We start from the raw sequence: 15868 nt of genomic DNA on the forward strand, positions 1-15868 counted from the left end.
GGCGTCACGCTCCGCCCACGTAGTCCATGAAGTCGGTGTACGCCTTCGCCGTGCCGGCGCAGGTGATCTTGTCGTCGCCGCCCTCCAGCTCGGAGAACCGCGCGATGTCGTCGGCCACCCGGGGGCCTCCCCAGCCGCACTCGCACGCCTCGTCCCAGTGGACCGTGACCCGGTCGCCGGAGATGAAGCCGCCCCAGTACGTCTCGGCCAGCAGGTCGAACAGCGCGAGCCGGCCGGTCTGCACCCCCTCGCGCGGTAGCGGCCGGGCGTCCTCGTCCAGCACGATCGGGACGGTGTAGGGCAGGAAGTGGTAGTACTCCGCCGTGCACTTCGGCGCGGTGCCCATGCATTCGGACATCCCGTACATGCTGGTCACGCGGTCGATGCCGAAGAAGTCCTTGAGCAGATCCTGCCAGTCCGCCGGGGCGTCCTTGAAGCCCTTGAAACCGCCGCCCGCCGTCAGCACCGAGCCGGCGGCGAACTCGCACATGACGCCCTGCTCGCGGCCCTTGAGCGCGAGGCGGACGAGGTCGGCCGACGTGCCGCCGATGCGCACCCGCTTCCCGCGGAACTCCTCGGCGAGCCTGGCGAACCACTTCTGCAGATCCTCGTCGCGGTGCCGGGCGGCCTCGATGAGCCGCCGGTGCCGCTCCAGGATCTCCGGGTCGAGCTCCAGTTCGTCCAGCTCGCCGCGCTCCTCGGCGGCCTGCAGGCGGCCGGCGAGCGACAGCAGGTCCGACGACAGCGGATAGTCGTGGAGGGTATGGCGCGCCGCGTCACCGCCGGCCTGCGCCTCCGCCATCAGCCGGCTCATCTTCGCCATCATCTGGTGGCCGGTGCGGTGGCCGGCGGAGAACGACGGGATCCGCACCTGGCGGACGTCGACGCCGAGCGCGGCCCGCATCGCGAGGAAGTGCGCGTTGCGCCACGCCGGCCATTCGACCCGGGACCGGGGGATGAAGCTCAGCTTGCCGGTCGTGCCGGTGGAGTGACCGATGATCATGCCGTGCTCGTCGAGGCGGGCGAGCCAGTCGTCGACGGAGGGCAGGCCGTCCAGCGGCACCCGCAGCAGGTCGTGGGTGGTCAGCCGGTTCAGCCACGCGGTCAGGCGGTCGAACCGCCGCTTCTCGATCAGGCTGAGCGGATAGCTCTTGTAGACCCTGTGGTCGAACATGACCGGGATGACGTCGTCCAGCGTGTCGATCCCGTCCACGCCCTGGCGTTCGGCGAGCTTTCCCAGCGCCTCGACGTTCGGGCGCAATGTCGCGAACCGCTTTCGCAGCACCTCTTGCTGGAGCGGCTCCACGACGTCGCGGGACAGCCCGAACAGCTCCTCGTGTGAGCGTTCCGTCCACGCGGCGACGTCATCCGCGTCGAGTGCGACCGGCTGTGCGGTGGTGCCCATGGGTCCCTCCCGGGGTTTCGAGGGAAGTGTACGATCGCGTTTACTTTTGGTCAACGGGCCGAGCCCCGGCACGCCGGCCTCCGAGCGGAAGCGATAATTCATGCCATGGGACAGCACCTCCGGACCGGCCGCCCCACGCGCGCCGAGGCCATCGAACTGGAACAGCGCCTGCGCGAGGCGGCGCTGGAGGTGTTCTCCGAGCGCGGCTTCGACGGCGCCACGATGGAGCAGATCGCCCGCGCCGCGGGCATCAGCAAGCGCACGCTCTACGCGAAGTATCCGGACAAGCGAGAGCTGTTCGCCAAGGTGCTGCCGTGGGCGATGTCGACCCTGAACTGGGACGAGCCCCGGCTCGACGACGCGGGTGCGGACCTGCCCGCCGCGCTGCTCGCGATCGCCCGGACCGCCGTCGCGCGGGCCGTCGATCCGCAGGTGGCGAGGTTGACCCGCATCGCGATGGGCGAGGCGCACCACTTTCCCGAGTTCGCCGAGGCCGCGCATTCGATGACGTGGTCGCCGCGGCTGCGATCGGTCGTCGAGGTGCTCGAACGGCACGCGCTCGCCGGCACCGTCGTCGTCGACGACCCCGAGCTCGCCGCCGAGCAGTTCCTGGCGATGGTGTCCGGATTCCCGGCCATGCTGGCCGCGTTCGGGCTGCGCCGGGATCCGGACGACGAGGAGCGCCACCTCGAACACGCCGTCGCGCTGTTCCTGGACGGTGTCCGGACGCGCTGAGCGGTGGTGGCGCACCCCCCTAGACGGCAGGCTCGAGCACCGCGTCGATCGCGGACGGACCCGAGTCGGGCACCCGCGGCTGCCGCCATACCTCGACCGGGAACGACACGGTGCACAGGGCACAGAACAGCCAGGTGAGGCGCTTGTCCTCCTCGCTGATGCCGTCGAGGGACACCTTTTCGAGGTGGGCCTTGGCGTCGTCCAGGCGCGGGAACGCGGCGTCATAGAACGCCTGCATTTCCACCATCGTGCTGTTGAAGCGCTTTTCGTAACGCGCCTTCTCGCCCTGAACCGCCCAGTCGGCGAACGGCTCCAGGTCGGCGAACTGCTTCGGGAACACGGCCATCGTCGTTCTCCTACTGCTTCTCGGGGTGCTTCTCGCGGTAGTCGGCCACGTACTGCTCGGTCGTCTGGTGCAGATGCCGTAGCAGGACCTCCTGGTCGTTCAGCGGAAACTCCGTCACGGCGCGGGATTCGAGCATCGTCTGGGTCGCCTCAAGGGTGTTGGCGTCCTGCAGCCCGTACTCCTTGAACGAGACCACGGCCAGTTCCTGCTGGACGCGTTCCCAGGCGTTCTTCGGCGGCACGAAATAGCAGGTGCCTTCAAAAATGTGGGTGTTGTAGGACGTCGGCCAGTAGTGATAGGTCAGCACCCAGCCCGGCTTCCAGATCAGCAGCATCCAGTTGGGGTAGAACAGGAACGAGTCCATTCCCCACGCCTTGTGCCGTGCCGGGTTGGCGGCCGGTGGCAGGTCGATGTCGATCGGCGGGTCCCACGGGCCGAACAGTCCGCTGCGCAGCTTGCGCTCGATCGGCTTGACCATCTTCTCGTCCTTTGGCGGCGCCATGCCGCCCCACGAGGAGACGACGCCGTGCGGGCCGTCGATCCCATAGTGCAGGGCCTCGTAGCCGACCTGCTGGAGCTTCATCGACTCGTCTGGGACCGCCTGCTTCTGGTGCAGGACGGGTGCGTGGTAGAACTCGGTGAACGCGTCGATGTAGAGCTTCCAGTTGGCCCCGATCTCGGCGCGGTACTCGTGCACCTGCGTCATCTCGTGGAACGGGTAGCCCTCCATCCCGGCGCCGTACTCACCCAGGTACTCCCTGAGCGGCCGCGGCGTCGACTCGCGGTCGAAGTTGACGAAGATCCAGCCCTCCCAAACCTGGCAGTGCACCGGGGCCAGCCCGTAGTCCTTCTTGTCGAGGCCGAAGAACTCGCCCTCCTGCTGCACGAAGGTGCACGCGCCGTCCAGGCCGTAGCGCCAGCCGTGGTACTTGCAGGTGAACTGGCGCACCGTGCCGCGCACCTCCTCACCTGGGAAGTCCTGCCACACCAGCTTGTTCCCGCGGTGCCGGCAGACGTTGTGGAAGGCGCGCACCTCCCCGTCCGCCGACCGGACGATGATGATCGAGGTGTTGAGGACGTGGATCTCCCGGGTGAAGTAGGACCCGGTGCGGGGCAGCCGCTCGACGCGTCCCACGTTCAGCCAGGTCTTGGCGAACACCGCCTTGCGCTCGAGTTCGTAGTACTCGGGCGAGATCGAGTCCTCGTAGTCGGTCGGTGTCTTCCGCAGGTGCGGGTAGTGATCGGTCCAGCTGCCCTCGACGGGCTTGGTGAAGTGCGCCATGGGTCTGCCTCCGAGGTGATGCGCCCTGCCACAGACGAAAGTAGACGCATCCGTAAACATTCGCAAGCCTGAATCTCAAAAACGAGAATGCCGTTACCGTCGTGCGGCGACCCAGGAGCCCCAGGGCTCGATGTGCCTCTAGAACGGCTCGCGCGTGGTGGTGGCGGCCCTGCTGGACGACGGGAAGCGGGCGACCGGCCGTGGCGGCTCCGCCGTCCACAAGTATCCGAAATCGTTTACTTACTGTCCAGGCACGAGATCGTCACCGTGAGATGAACCGGGGGACTCCCACATTTCATGGAACGTCTGCCCTGCGGGGTCATGACAACTGAGCGAAGTGTTGATCTTCCTAGCGTGCCGGAGACCGCATGAAACGCCGACAAATGCTTGCAGTCGCAGGTCTGGCCGGTCTGGCCGTCGGGTGCGGGCCGGGCTCTCCCGGGGTCTCCGCGCCGGAGAATCCGCTCAAGATCCCGCCGCTCCTGCGCCCGCGCCGCAGCTCGGACGGCGTGCGCCGGTTCCACCTGAACCTGCGGGCCGGACGGACCGAGTTCCTCCCCGGCAAGAAGGCGGCGACCTGGGGGGTCAACGGCTCCTACCTCGGCCCGACCCTGCGCGCCTCGCGCGGCGACCGGGTGGCGATCCGGGTCGCCAACCGAGTCGACGAGGCGACGTCGCTGCACTGGCACGGCATGCGGGTGCCCGCGCCGATGGACGGCGGCCCGCACCAGCTCATCGCCCCACGCGGGGTCTGGTCACCGGAATGGACCATCGACCAGCCCGCCGCCAGCACCTGGTACCACCCGCACCCTCATGGCCGCACCGCCCTGCACGTCTACCGCGGCATCGCCGGAATGTTCATCATCGACGACCGGGACGCGCCCGACCTCCCCCGCGCCTACGGTGTGGACGACATCCCGCTGATCATCCAGGACCCGACGTTCCGCCCCGACGGGTCACTGGACGAGAGCGCCGTGACCCGCGGCAGGTTCGGATTCACCGGCGACTCGATCCTGGTCAACGGCACGTACGAACCCGTCCTGCGGGTCAGGGCCGCGCGGGTGCGGTTCCGGCTGCTGAACGCCTCCGGCTCCCGCGTGTACCAGGTCGGATTCGGCGACGGGCGCCGGTTCCACCTGATCGCCACCGACGTCGGCCTGCTCCGCGCGCCGCTGGAGGTCGGCCGGGTGAAGCTCAGCCCGGGCGAGCGGGCGGAGGTGCTGGTCGACTTCGCCCCGGGCGACCGGGTGACGCTCAACAGCGTCGGCGAACGCCACAAGGGTGCCGCCCCCATCGAGAAGGGCGACTTCGACCTGCTGGCGATCGCGGCGGCCGGACGGCTCGCTCCCGCGGCCCCGATGCCGTCACGGCTGTCCGACAGCGGGCCGATCGAGCCGCCGCCCGGCGCCCGCGTCCGCAGATTCGTCCTGGGCGGCCTCGAGATCAACGGCCGGACCATGGACATGGCCCGCATCGACGAGGTCGTGCCCGCCGGCGCCACCGAGATCTGGGAGGTCCACAACACCGCCTTCGCCCACACCTTCCACATCCACGGGGTCGGGTTCAGCGTTCTGGACGTCGACGGGGCGCCGCCCTTCCCGCAGCTCCGCGGCCTCAAGGACACCGTCTTCGTCCATGCGAACGGCAAGCTCAGGCTCGCGGTCACGTTCGGCGAGCACGCCGATCCGGCCAACCCGTACATGTACCACTGCCACATCCTCCGCCACGAGGACCAGGGCATGATGGGCCAGTTCCTCGTCGTCGAACCCGGCACCGAAAGCCAGGTCCCGACGCAGCTCTCCGGCATGACCCACCACCGGCACGGCTGATCTCGCCGAACCCACGAGGAATGACGGCGGGGGCCAATAGGATCCCATGCCCATGATCAATTGGCGTGCGGCGACAGAGGGCTTCGACCCGACCTTTCCCGACCCCCTCGGGGAGCTCGACCTCGGGTTCCTCGGGGGCGGCGGCCTGGCCCCCGAGGTCCGCGAGGACTTCGGGACGATGCTGAAGGGGCTCCTCCAGGACGTCGAGTCGAAGCTGGCGATGGGCCCCGACCAGCACATGAAGAACGCGACCGGGATGATGACGGACGCCTCGGGCACGCGGGAGCTGCTGGCCGACTACGAGGTCGACTACGCCTACGACGACGACGCCGTGACCACGGCGCTCCTGAACATGTCCAAGACGATCGCCGGGCGCGCGGCGGAACTGCGGAGCAGCGCCCTGGAGTACTACGTGCGGATGGGCGAGCCCGGCTCCGCGGTTTCCCGAGAGGTCACGATCCGCAGGTCGACCGACTGGCAGAACAAGGACGCCGAGGCTCCTCCGGGCACCCTGGAGGCCGTCGTCGTCGACATGGAGCACCGCTCGGGCGTCGCGATCGCCGTGTTCATGCCGTACCAGTACCACGTCGGCCGCCTCTTCCTCGGCGATCTGCTCGCAGGCCCGTCCCACCGTCGTTTCTGGAGCTGACATGTCGACCGATATCTTCGGAGCACGTGTCCTGGGCGTCGACCTCGACCGCCGCGAGGTGCGGTTCCGCGTCTTCGTGGTCTACTACGAGACCGCCGGCCGCGGTTACATGCCGCCGCCTGATCGTGACCGCGCCTTCTTCCTCGGCCTGCTGTGGGAGAGCGGCCGGTGGGATCACCCGATCGGCGAGGCGACGATCAGCGTGGACCAGATCCTCGACGCGGACTGGTGCGCCGTGAACGCCCGCTGGTTCGTTGAGGACGTCGAGTGCACGGCCAGGCGGAACGATCCTCCGAGCGCGGAGGGCTGGGAGGTCCTGCACGACTTCTACTACGAGCGTGCCGGCCGTTGGGAGCACGAGGATCACCTCGTCCAGGCCGACTACACCGTCAGGGTCACCAGCGAGCGCTGGATCGAGCATCTGGACGAAGGCGACGCCTGGGGCACGACGCATTACCCGCTGTGGGCGGACGACCCGCGTCCCGAAGACCTCCCGCACGTCCCCGACCTCCGCAACCCGGCCAAGGTCCTCGAACCGTTCCGCGGGGACCAAACGAAGGAGCTGGCCTTCTCGGACGACGGCCGCTATCTCGCGGTCTACAGCTACGAGGCCGAGTTGGTGGTCTACGAGACCGCCACCTGGTCGGAGCACGGCCGCGAGCGGATCGCGGCGGACTTCTTCTCCGCCCGTCTGATGTGGGTGCCGGGACGTCCCGTGGTCACGATCCTGGACAAGGAAGACGGAACACAGGCGGCCTACGACGCCGACGCCCGCGCCGTCACCTCGGTCCCCGAGGAGGCCGGGTTCGCACGATCGCGCACCGGCCGCCACCGGGTGGAGTTCGGCTACCAGTACGGGGTGCGGTTCATCGGCGGCCCCACCGTCCTCGGCTCCGACGAGGAGGGGCTCACCATCGAGTCCGTGTCGTTCACGGAGGACGAGTCCCGCCTGTTCGCGGCCGGCATGGACCCTGCCGTGCACGTGATCGACCCGGCGTGCGGCGCCGTCGTCGGCAAGCAGGACGAGCCGTGCGACCGGATCTGGGCGGTGGCGGTGAGCCCGGACGGCGCGTTCACGGCGACCTCGGTGTTCGCACACGAGCGCGACGCGAAGCAGGAAGTGCGCATCCGCCGGGTGGGCCGTCCGGAGATCATCACGCGCCACCGGCCGGGCGAGTTCGTCACGTGCCTGGAGTGGTCGCCCGACGGCCGCCTGCTGGCCGCCGTCGTCAATGACGACGGCGGGTCCCAGGTGCACATCCTGCCCGTGGGCCTTCCCGCGGAGCCGCCGGAGGCACTGCGCCCTCCACCCGGAAGCCCTCAGCCGAAGGAGGAGGCGCCTGAGCTGGACCCGGACCTGATGCACGACCTGGCGATGTCCGGCGATCCGGTCACCCAGGACGAACTGGACGCGGTCGCGCGGGAGCACGCGCGCTGGGTCGACTCCGGCGGCGGGTTCGGGGGCTTCGAGACCTTCGCGGTGGGCGGTGTGGTTCTGGCGGTCTACCAGGGGCCGTCCGGTAAGGAGGGCGCGCAGGCGGAACTTCGCAACCGCCTGCTGCCAAGCGACCTCGACCTGCGCGGGGTGGCGCTGCCGTGGGCCGTCCTCACCGGGATCGTGGGGGAGTCGCTCGACCTGTCGGGGGCCGACCTGCGGGGCGCCACCATCACCGATGCCCGGCTCTCCCAGGCCCGCCTGCGCGGGACGAACCTGAGGGACGCGGACCTGTCTCGCAGCGACCTGCGGAACGCGGACCTTTCCGGTGCCGACCTCACGGGAACCGACCTCGAGAACGCCGACCTGACCGGAGCCCGCTTGGACGGCGCCAAGGGCATTTAGCCAGGGACGTGGGTCGCGCGGCGGACGTGGCCCGACGAGTCCGCTCAGGTCGTGCCGGACGAGGTCCGGCGCGGAACTTGCTCGACGGTTCGGCGATGATGAGGGACCGAGGTTGATCGATGGAGTCTGAGGTGGATTCGGGATGAAGTTGCGATGCGCGGTGCTGGACGACCTCCAGGGGGTGGCGACGAGCGTCGCCGACTGGTCGCCCGTCCTGGACCGGGTGGAGGTCGTCGGCTTCGCCGAGCACCTCGCCGCCGAGGAGGAACTGGCCGGCGCCCTCGCCGAGTTCGACATCGTCGTCACGCTGCGCGAGCGCGTGCCCTTCCCGGCGTCGCTGCTCGCCCGGCTGCCCAGGCTGAAGCTGCTGGTCGCCTCGGGGATGCGGAACTCGGTGATCGACTACGCCGCGGCGGAGCGGCAGGGCGTGACGGTCTGCGGCACGGCCAGCTCGTCGACTCCGGCCGTGGAGATGACCTGGGCGCTGATCCTCGGCCTGGCCCGCGGCCTGGTCGCCGAGAACACCGCGCTGCGCACGGGTGGGCCCTGGCAGCACACCCTGGGCGCCGACCTGCACGGCCGCCGCCTGGGGCTGCTCGGGCTGGGCAAGATCGGCGGCCGGGTCGCCCAGGTGGGGCTCGCCTTCGGCATGGAGGTGCTGGCCTGGAGCCGGAACCTCACCCAGGAGCGGGCCGACGAGGTCGGCGTGACACGGGCGGCCTCCCTGGAGCAACTGCTGAGCACCAGCGACGTCGTCTCCGTCCACCTCGTGCTGAGCGACCGGACCCGCGGCCTGCTCGGAGATGCCGAGCTGGCCCTGCTGAAACCGACCGCCTACCTGGTGAACACCTCCCGCGCCGCCATCGTCGACGACGGCGCGCTCATCGACGTCCTGCGCCGCGGCACCATCGCCGGCGCCGGCCTCGACGTGTTCGAGACCGAACCCCTTCCGGCGGACCACCCGTTCCGCACCTTGCCCCGCCTGCTCGCCACCCCGCACCTCGGCTACGTCACCGAGAGCAACTACCGCCGGTACTACGGCGATGCGGTCGAGGACATCCAGGCGTTCCTCGCAGGCACACCGATACGGCGCCTCGGCTGACCGGCGCGGCGCGCTTGGCCTGTTTCGGCCGGTCATAGCCGGTTGTGGGGGCGTTTGTTCACGTTCGCGCCGCTCTGTGGTCATGGGCGGGTTCTAGGTTCCCGGTGACCGCCAAAGGATCTCCGCCGCGCCCCGAGCGCGACGCGGAAGGCCGGCGGCGCCGGTAGCCGAACAAGAAGCGAGGGTCGCCATGACCGTGGACGACGTGGCCCGCGGGGCCGATCCTGAGGACGTCAGCACCAACCCGTCGGGAAATCCGGCGTTCCGGGACGTCGTCGAGGCGCGCTGGTCGAGGAGGTCGGTGATCCGCGGCGGGACGGTGGCCGCGGCGGCCGGGTTCCTCGCCGCCACCGCCGGACCGGCCGCCGCCGCGGCCCCCGCCGTCTCCGGCGGGCGAGGTCGCCTGTTGGGCTTCAAACCGGTGCCCGCCGGGTCGGCCGACAAGGTGGTGGTGCCAGACGGGTACGTGGCCGAGGTCCTGATCCCGTGGGGTACACCGCTGAACTCACGCGGTCCCAAGTGGAAGAAGGACGCCTCCAACACCGCGGCTGAGCAGGCCCAGCAGATCGGCATGCACCACGACGGGATGCACTTCTTCCCCTCGGGCCGCAAGGAGGGGCTGCTCGTCCTCAACCACGAGTACGTCGACCGCACGATGCTCTACCCCGACGGCGACGCGGTCATGTCCAAGGAGAAGGTCGACAAGGCGCTGGCCGCGCACGGCGTCAGCGTCGTCAAGATCGAGCAGTCCGGCGGCCGGTGGCGGCAGGTCGACTCCAAGTACAATCGCCGCGTGACCGGCAGCACCCCGGTCGCCTTCTCCGGCCCTGTGTCCGCGCACCACCCTCTCCTGCGGTCCAACAACAAGCCGATGGGCACGCTCAACAACTGCTCCAACGGCTACACGCCCTGGGGCACCTACCTTGCGTGCGAGGAGAACTGGAACAGCTACTTTTCCACCGACGACTCCACCTGGAAGCCCACGGCCGAACAGGCCCGCTACGGCGTCGTCGCCGAAGGGTTCGGCTACCGGTGGCATGCCGCCGACCCCCGCTTCGACGTGGCTGCCAATCCGAACGAGCTCAACCGGTTCGGCTGGGTGGTGGAGATCGACCCGTTCGACCCGAAGGCGCCGCCCGTCAAGCGCACCGCGCTGGGCCGCGTCAAGCACGAGGGCGCGACGGTCACCGAATCGCGCGGCCGCGTCGTGGTCTACACCGGTGACGATCAGGACGGCGAGTACGTCTACAAGTTCGTGGGCAGCGCGCCGTGGCGGGCGCTGCGTGCGGTCCGCAAGAACCCGCTCGACCATGGAACGCTTTACGTCGCCCGGTTCAACGACGACGGCTCGGGCACGTGGCTGCCCCTGACGTTCGGGACCGGCCCCCTGACCGCCGCCAACGGCTGGAAGGACCAGGCCGACGTGCTGCTGCGGACCCGGACGGCGGCGGACGCGGTGGGCGCCACCAAGATGGACCGTCCTGAGTGGGTGGCGGTGCACCCCAAGAACAAGGACGTCTACCTCACCCTCACCAACGGGTCCGGCTGGGACAACAAGGCCAACCCGCGCAAGCCCAACCCGTACGGCCACATCATCCGGTGGCGGGAGAAGGGCGGCGACAACACCGCCACGTCCTTCGAGTGGGACATCTTCGTGCTCGCCGGGGACCCGGCCTACGACCCGCAGGTCAAGCTGGCCGCGGAGGACGTGTTCGGCTCGCCGGACGGGCTGTGGTTCGACGGCGACGGGCGGCTGTGGATCCAGACGGACGTGTCCAACTCCACGCAGAACCGTCCCGAGCGCGGGCACGACAACATCGGCAACAACCAGATGCTGGCGGCCGATCCGCGCACCGGGGAGATCCGCCGGTTCCTGGTCGGGCCGCGCGGTTGCGAGGTGACCGGGATCAGCACCGCTCCGGACGGGCGGACGATGTTCGTCAACATCCAGCACCCGGGCGAGTCGACCACGTTCTGGGGCACGCCCACGCCGCAGAACCCGCGCGCGGTCAGCAACTGGCCCGACTTCGACCCGGCCGGGCGCCCGCGTCCCGCCACGCTGGTGATCCGGAGGAAGGACGGCGGCGTCATCGGCACCTGAGCCGAGGACGGGCGGAACGGCTCATGCCGCCGGCCGCGGCGTGAGCCGAACGCCTGCCGAGGCCGTGTCGCACGCCACCCGGCGGATGCTCAGCGGGCGGCCGAGCCGACGAGGGCGGCGAGGTCCAGGTCGTCGCCGTGGACCTCGGTGAGCCACGGGTCGTGGACGTACTCGAAGGCGAAGGTCTCGGTGTCGAGCAGGCCGATGCTGCCGCGCATCACCTCCTGCCGCGGGTTGACCGGCGCGGCGTCCCTGTTGGTCTTGGACTTGACGAGCTGGTTCAGGGCGTAGGAGGTCGTCGGCCCGTAGTGCCGCGGGCCGTTCTCGTGGTGGTAGTGGCCGCTGACGTGCAGGCGCGGCTGCAGATGCTCGACGAGCGTGGTCAGCTTGGCGGAGCCCAGGACGCGGCCCCGGTATTCCCCCAGGCCGTACGGACCTTCATGGGTGACCAGGATGTCCACGCTGCCCGGCTCGGCCGCCATGAGCCGCTCGTAGGCCTCCGGATCGAAGTCCATCGAGCCGGGCGCCTCGATCAGCCCGAGGAAGGCCGTGCGCTGCCCGGCCACATCCAGGACGGTTCCGCACTCGACGTGCCGGTGGGAACCGAGCGGATCCACTGCCACAGGCTCGTGGGCTTGGCCGTCCTCCCGGTGGAGGCCGGCCAGCCAATCGTGGTCCTCGTGGTTGCCGCTGACGAACAGGAACGGGGGCACCTGCCCGAGGGCGAGCCGTACGCCCTCGATGAGCCGCGGCGTGGGTGCGAGCAGCCGGAAGAAATCGCCTTGTGCGGGGTTCTTCGCGCCGAACCTGCGGCTGGGCTCGTCCATCCGCTCCGGGGTGGGGAACGCGCCCAGATCCCCCACCTGGACCAGGGCGTCGAGCCGGATCCCGCGCCGGGTACTGAGCATGACGGCCGCGCCCAGAGCGTGCAGCACGCACCCGTGGACGTCGCCGAAGAACGCGATCTTCATCGCCTGTCCCTCCTCGGGACGTCGTGTGAGTGACCCTGGAACCGCAGCGCACAGGGTCGTGGTGTCCCACCGTAGCGCCCGGTTGATCGTCCATGCCCGGCTTCTGTCGGTTACACCGCGGGCACCTTCTCCTCGGCCTTCCGGCTGACGGCGGGACGGCGGGCGAGTCGCCGGGAGGTGAAGAGGGCGCCGGCGGCCAGGAGCAGGGCGGTGATGGCCGCCTCGGGCAGCGAGATGCCGCCGGCTCGGTCGCATAGGGAAACTATACCATCCAGAAGGTATAGTAACTCGGTGACGGTCCGCGCCGTACCACCAGCGGGCGCCCGTGGCCGCGGCCGGTTCAGGACACCACCTCGTCCCCGGCTTCGAGAATCGCTGAAGCGCGGTGCCCGCGGCTCATCCCGGACACGGAGACCGACGGGGTCATCGCTGACACCTCCGTTTGAGCGGGCCGGTGGTGCGCGGCGCATAGCGGCCACAAGCGGACGTTTCGGAGTGCGGCGCAACATTGCAGACTGATCGCAGTAGCGACTGAACCGCGCCTAGACACGCTGGAGGACCATGTCCGCGCGCTACGAAGCTCCCATTCGCGACCTCGCCGCCACCACTCACAAGCACCCCGCCCTCGACAACGGCTTCTACCGTCACTGGCAGTCCGGGCCGCTCCCGTATGAGCAGGTCAGTGTGTTCGCGCGCGAGTTCTACGCGCGCACCGTCAACACATCGGTGATGGTGGCCCTGTCGGTGCTCCACACCGAGGACCTGGCCGCCCGCGTGGAGTGCGTGAAGAACCTGTATTCCGAGTACGGCAACGGCGACCCCGAAAAGGCCCACTTGCTGCTCCTGGAACAGTTCTTGGCCGACCTGCTCACCCGTCTCGGCGTCCGGCAGATCGTGCCCGATGACCTGCGGGCCGCCGAACCGCTGCCCTCGACCGCGGCGTTCAGCGGCGGCCAGCGCGCGTTGTTCACCGACGACGACCAGCGGGTAGTGCAAGGCGCGCTGCTAGGCCAGGAGCACCTGGCCTACTCCATGCTGGTGCGGCTTTACGAGGGCGTGCGCAACTACAAGCACCTGTATGGCGAGGACGAGTTCCACGAGGCCTGCGAGTACTTCTACGTGCACATCGGCGAGGCCGAGAAGGAGCACAAGGAACAGGCCGTCATCTCCGCCGCCCAGGTATGCCGGACCGACGCCGACTTCGCACGCGTCCAGGAAGGCTTCGAGGGCTTCCTCGACCTGACCGCGGGCTACTGGTCGGGTGTGCACGACGCGATGCTCGCCGCCTGAAACAGCCGTTCGACCACATCGGCACTTGCGCGAGTTCGCCGCGCTGGTCCGGCCTGGGAAACGGCTGGGCGCGGTCTGGCGCGGCGACCTGCCCGCGATCGTCGCCTACGCGGTGGTCGTCTCCGGGATGAACTTCGCCTGCTTCTCGGCGATCGGGCACATCCCACTGGGGGTGGCCACCGCGATCGAGTTGCTCGGGCCGCTGGACGTCGCCTGGGTCCTGCCCGCCCTGGCGGGGCTGGCCCTGCTCACCGTGCCCGGCGAAACGGCTGGAATCGGTCTGGCCTTCGCTGCGGCGGCCGCGGCCCATGGATACGCCGGCTCCCGCTGCGCACCCGCCAACTGTGCGCTGCGCTGACCCGCTTCAGGATCGGACGGGCCACAGCCGGACGGTGCCGTCTCCGCTGCCGGTGGCCAGGGTGCGGCCGTCCGGGCTGAACTTCACGCTGAAGATGACCCCGGTGTGGCCGGTGAGGGTGGGGCCGATCTGGCGGTGGTCGGCCACGTTCCACAGCCGGACGGTCGTGCCCGAACCGCCGGCGGCCAGGGTTCGGCCGTCGGGGCTGAACGCCACGGTGTAGCAGCGCCCGTCGCACTGGAACGGCTTGCCGATCTGCTGCTGCCGGGCCACGTCCCAAAGGCGTGTGATCTCCCCGCCCGCGACGGCCAGCGTCCGCCCGTCGGGGCTGAACGCCACGCCTTGCACCCAGGAGTCGTACCCGCCGAGGTTCCCTCCGGCCTTCCTGCGGTCGTACACCTCCCACACTTGCGCGAGGCCTTGGTTGTTGCCGGTGTCGAGGTTCTTCTCGGTGCCGGTCGTGCCGATGGCCAGGGTGCGGCTGTCCGGACCGAACGCCAGGGCCTCGACGTTGCCGGCGCCGGTCTCCAGGACCGGCCCCACCTTCCCGTCGTCCAGGTCCCACAGCCGCACGTCCTGGCCCATGCTGCTGGTGGCGAGGACGCGGTTGTCGGGGCTCAGGGCCATGCTGTTGAGCGGGCCGAGCCCGATGTCGAGACCGCTCGGCCGGCCGCGGCCCGACATCGGAAAGATGCGGAGCCGCCCGTCGTCGCCCGCGGTGTACAGCGTGCTGCCGCCGCGGCTGATCGCGACGGCGCCCACCCCGTCGGGGTGGCGCAGCGGCGCACCGCGCGGTGTGCGGCCCGCCACGTCCCACAGCCGCGCCGTGGCGTCCTCGCTCGCGCTGGCCACCGTCCGGCCGTCCGGGCTGAACGCCACGTCGTGGACCATGGCGGTGTGCCCGCGCAGCGGCCAGCTGACCGGCGGGGCCGCGGACCGGGACGGGCGCGGGCCGGTCCGCGCCTCCGAACCGGACCACGGCGCCGCCAGGACCGCCACCACCAGGATCGCGGCCGCCGCCGCGCCCGCCGCCAGCAGACCGCGGACCCGGGTGCGGGTGCCGCGGGGCGCCGGTTCCGCCGGGAGCAGCCGGTCGATCTCGGCCCGCCGTTCCTCGATCTGCCGCTGCACGGCGGGCGGCCATGGGCGGGCGGCCGGGGCGACCTGGCCGATCATCTCCGCCAGCCGAGCAGGGTCCGGCCGATCGCCGGGATCCTTGGCCAGGCAGGCCGCGATGACCGGGCGGAGCCGGTCCGGGACCGCCGCCAGGTCGGGCTCGGTGTGCACGACGTTGTAGAGCGCCTGCGCGATCCCCGGGCCGTCGAAAGGACCCTGGCCGGTGCAGGCGAACACCAGCACCGACCCCAGCGAGAACACGTCGCCGGCCGCGGCCGGCGGCCCTTCCTCGGCCTGCTCGGGCGACATGTAACCGGGCGTCCCGGCCAGCGGTCCGTCCTGCGCCCGGTCGCCGTCCTCGATGGCCCGCGCGACACCGAAGTCGATCACCTTGGGCCCGTCGGCGGCCAGCAGCACGTTGGACGGTTTGAGGTCGCAGTGCACCAGCCCGGCCCGGTGGATCTCCAGCAGCGCGGCGGCCAGCCCGGCCGCCAGCCGCGACACCGCCTGCTCCGGCAGCGGGCCCGCCGCCCGGACCGCGTCGCGCAGCGACGGGCCGGGCACGTACACCGACGCCAGCCAGGGCGCCGGTGCGTCCGCGTCCGCGTCGATCACTCCGGCCGTGTACGCGCCGGACACAGTGCGGGTGGCCGCCACCTCGTGCCGGAACCGGTCGCGGAAGCCGGGTGCGTCGACGAGCCGGGCGTGCACCAGCTTGACCGCGACCAGCCGCCCGTCCGGCGCGGAGCCCAGCAGTACCCGGCCCATGCCGCCGCGGCCGAGCTCGGCGAGCATCCGGTATTGCCCGATCCGGTCCGGATCGTGCGCGCTCAGCGGCCGCATG

At 70.3% G+C, this 15868-nt stretch carries 13 protein-coding genes; 8 read left to right on the forward strand and 5 right to left on the reverse strand.

All coding sequences use genetic code 11. The features are described 5' to 3' along the window. Window positions 1-4: 4 nt before the first annotated feature. On the reverse strand, window positions 5-1405 hold the full coding sequence (locus tag ABD340_RS09185) for a hypothetical protein (RefSeq protein WP_344588221.1): 1401 nt from the start codon (window positions 1403-1405) through the stop codon (window positions 5-7). 105 nt (window positions 1406-1510) lie between these two features. On the opposite strand from ABD340_RS09185, the gene ABD340_RS09190 reads away from it, so the two are divergent. Next, on the forward strand, window positions 1511-2140 hold the full coding sequence (locus tag ABD340_RS09190) for a TetR/AcrR family transcriptional regulator (protein ID WP_344588222.1): 630 nt from the start codon (window positions 1511-1513) through the stop codon (window positions 2138-2140). A 19-nt stretch (window positions 2141-2159) separates the two neighbouring features. On the opposite strand, the gene ABD340_RS09195 is transcribed toward ABD340_RS09190, so the two are convergent. Together ABD340_RS09195 and ABD340_RS09200 are read right to left on the reverse strand one after the other, a co-directional pair. Continuing rightward, complete coding sequence (locus ABD340_RS09195) at window positions 2160-2486, reverse strand: hypothetical protein (RefSeq protein WP_344588223.1); 327 nt, start codon at window positions 2484-2486, stop codon at window positions 2160-2162. A gap of 10 nt (window positions 2487-2496) precedes the next feature. Further along, on the reverse strand, window positions 2497-3768 hold the full coding sequence (locus ABD340_RS09200; protein ID WP_344588224.1) for an aromatic ring-hydroxylating oxygenase subunit alpha: 1272 nt from the start codon (window positions 3766-3768) through the stop codon (window positions 2497-2499). A 383-nt stretch (window positions 3769-4151) separates the two neighbouring features. Here ABD340_RS09200 and ABD340_RS09205 point away from each other — a divergent pair, with 383 nt between their 5' ends. The 5 genes from ABD340_RS09205 to ABD340_RS09225 all read left to right on the forward strand — a co-directional run bounded on the left by ABD340_RS09205 (window position 4152) and on the right by ABD340_RS09225 (window position 11289). Continuing rightward, window positions 4152-5597 (forward strand): multicopper oxidase family protein, encoded by a 1446-nt coding sequence (locus ABD340_RS09205; RefSeq protein ID WP_344588225.1) that lies wholly within the window; start codon window positions 4152-4154, stop codon window positions 5595-5597. A gap of 52 nt (window positions 5598-5649) precedes the next feature. After that, window positions 5650-6246, forward strand: coding sequence for a hypothetical protein (locus ABD340_RS09210; protein WP_344588226.1), 597 nt, complete (start codon window positions 5650-5652; stop codon window positions 6244-6246). Between the two features lies 1 nt (window position 6247). Beyond that, on the forward strand, window positions 6248-8086 hold the full coding sequence (locus ABD340_RS09215) for a pentapeptide repeat-containing protein (protein WP_344588227.1): 1839 nt from the start codon (window positions 6248-6250) through the stop codon (window positions 8084-8086). 142 nt (window positions 8087-8228) lie between these two features. Then, a complete protein-coding gene (locus ABD340_RS09220; RefSeq protein ID WP_344588228.1) occupies window positions 8229-9188 on the forward strand; it encodes a D-2-hydroxyacid dehydrogenase family protein in 960 nt (319 codons plus the stop codon). Window positions 9189-9378: 190 nt separating this feature from the next. Next, window positions 9379-11289 (forward strand): PhoX family protein, encoded by a 1911-nt coding sequence (locus ABD340_RS09225; RefSeq protein ID WP_344588230.1) that lies wholly within the window; start codon window positions 9379-9381, stop codon window positions 11287-11289. Window positions 11290-11378: 89 nt separating this feature from the next. Here ABD340_RS09225 and ABD340_RS09230 read toward each other — a convergent pair whose 3' ends face one another. After that, the gene (locus ABD340_RS09230) at window positions 11379-12260 is read right to left on the reverse strand and encodes a metallophosphoesterase family protein (protein WP_344588232.1); all 882 of its coding nucleotides are present in this window, start codon (window positions 12258-12260) and stop codon (window positions 11379-11381) included. A gap of 561 nt (window positions 12261-12821) precedes the next feature. Here ABD340_RS09230 and ABD340_RS09235 point away from each other — a divergent pair. Then, window positions 12822-13550, forward strand: a complete 729-nt coding sequence (locus ABD340_RS09235) for an iron-containing redox enzyme family protein (RefSeq protein ID WP_344588234.1) — start codon at window positions 12822-12824, stop codon at window positions 13548-13550. A gap of 25 nt (window positions 13551-13575) precedes the next feature. Beyond that, window positions 13576-13908 carry a hypothetical protein gene (locus ABD340_RS09240; protein WP_344588235.1) on the forward strand — a complete coding sequence of 111 codons (333 nt, stop codon included), beginning with the start codon at window positions 13576-13578 and terminating at the stop codon, window positions 13906-13908. A 6-nt stretch (window positions 13909-13914) separates the two neighbouring features. On the opposite strand, the gene ABD340_RS09245 is transcribed toward ABD340_RS09240, so the two are convergent. Next, window positions 13915-15867, reverse strand: a complete 1953-nt coding sequence (locus ABD340_RS09245) for a WD40 repeat domain-containing serine/threonine protein kinase (protein ID WP_344588236.1) — start codon at window positions 15865-15867, stop codon at window positions 13915-13917. Window position 15868: the final 1 nt, after the last annotated feature.

Origin of the sequence: Actinomadura vinacea (assembly GCF_039532545.1) — a bacterium.
Classification (GTDB): Bacteria; Actinomycetota; Actinomycetes; order Streptosporangiales; family Streptosporangiaceae; genus Spirillospora; species Spirillospora vinacea.

Excerpts from the sequence above, each read along its gene's own strand:
- ABD340_RS09185 (WP_344588221.1), bottom strand. The coding sequence starts at position 1,405 with ATGGGCACCACCGCACAGCCGGTCGCACTCGACGCGGATGACGTCGCC.
- ABD340_RS09190 (WP_344588222.1), top strand. The coding sequence starts at position 1,511 with ATGGGACAGCACCTCCGGACCGGCCGCCCCACGCGCGCCGAGGCCATC.
- ABD340_RS09195 (WP_344588223.1), bottom strand. The coding sequence starts at position 2,486 with ATGGCCGTGTTCCCGAAGCAGTTCGCCGACCTGGAGCCGTTCGCCGAC.
- ABD340_RS09200 (WP_344588224.1), bottom strand. The coding sequence starts at position 3,768 with ATGGCGCACTTCACCAAGCCCGTCGAGGGCAGCTGGACCGATCACTAC.
- ABD340_RS09205 (WP_344588225.1), top strand. The coding sequence starts at position 4,152 with ATGCTTGCAGTCGCAGGTCTGGCCGGTCTGGCCGTCGGGTGCGGGCCG.
- ABD340_RS09210 (WP_344588226.1), top strand. The coding sequence starts at position 5,650 with ATGATCAATTGGCGTGCGGCGACAGAGGGCTTCGACCCGACCTTTCCC.
- ABD340_RS09215 (WP_344588227.1), top strand. The coding sequence starts at position 6,248 with ATGTCGACCGATATCTTCGGAGCACGTGTCCTGGGCGTCGACCTCGAC.
- ABD340_RS09220 (WP_344588228.1), top strand. The coding sequence starts at position 8,229 with ATGAAGTTGCGATGCGCGGTGCTGGACGACCTCCAGGGGGTGGCGACG.
- ABD340_RS09225 (WP_344588230.1), top strand. The coding sequence starts at position 9,379 with ATGACCGTGGACGACGTGGCCCGCGGGGCCGATCCTGAGGACGTCAGC.
- ABD340_RS09230 (WP_344588232.1), bottom strand. The coding sequence starts at position 12,260 with ATGAAGATCGCGTTCTTCGGCGACGTCCACGGGTGCGTGCTGCACGCT.
- ABD340_RS09235 (WP_344588234.1), top strand. The coding sequence starts at position 12,822 with ATGTCCGCGCGCTACGAAGCTCCCATTCGCGACCTCGCCGCCACCACT.
- ABD340_RS09245 (WP_344588236.1), bottom strand. The coding sequence starts at position 15,867 with ATGCGGCCGCTGAGCGCGCACGATCCGGACCGGATCGGGCAATACCGG.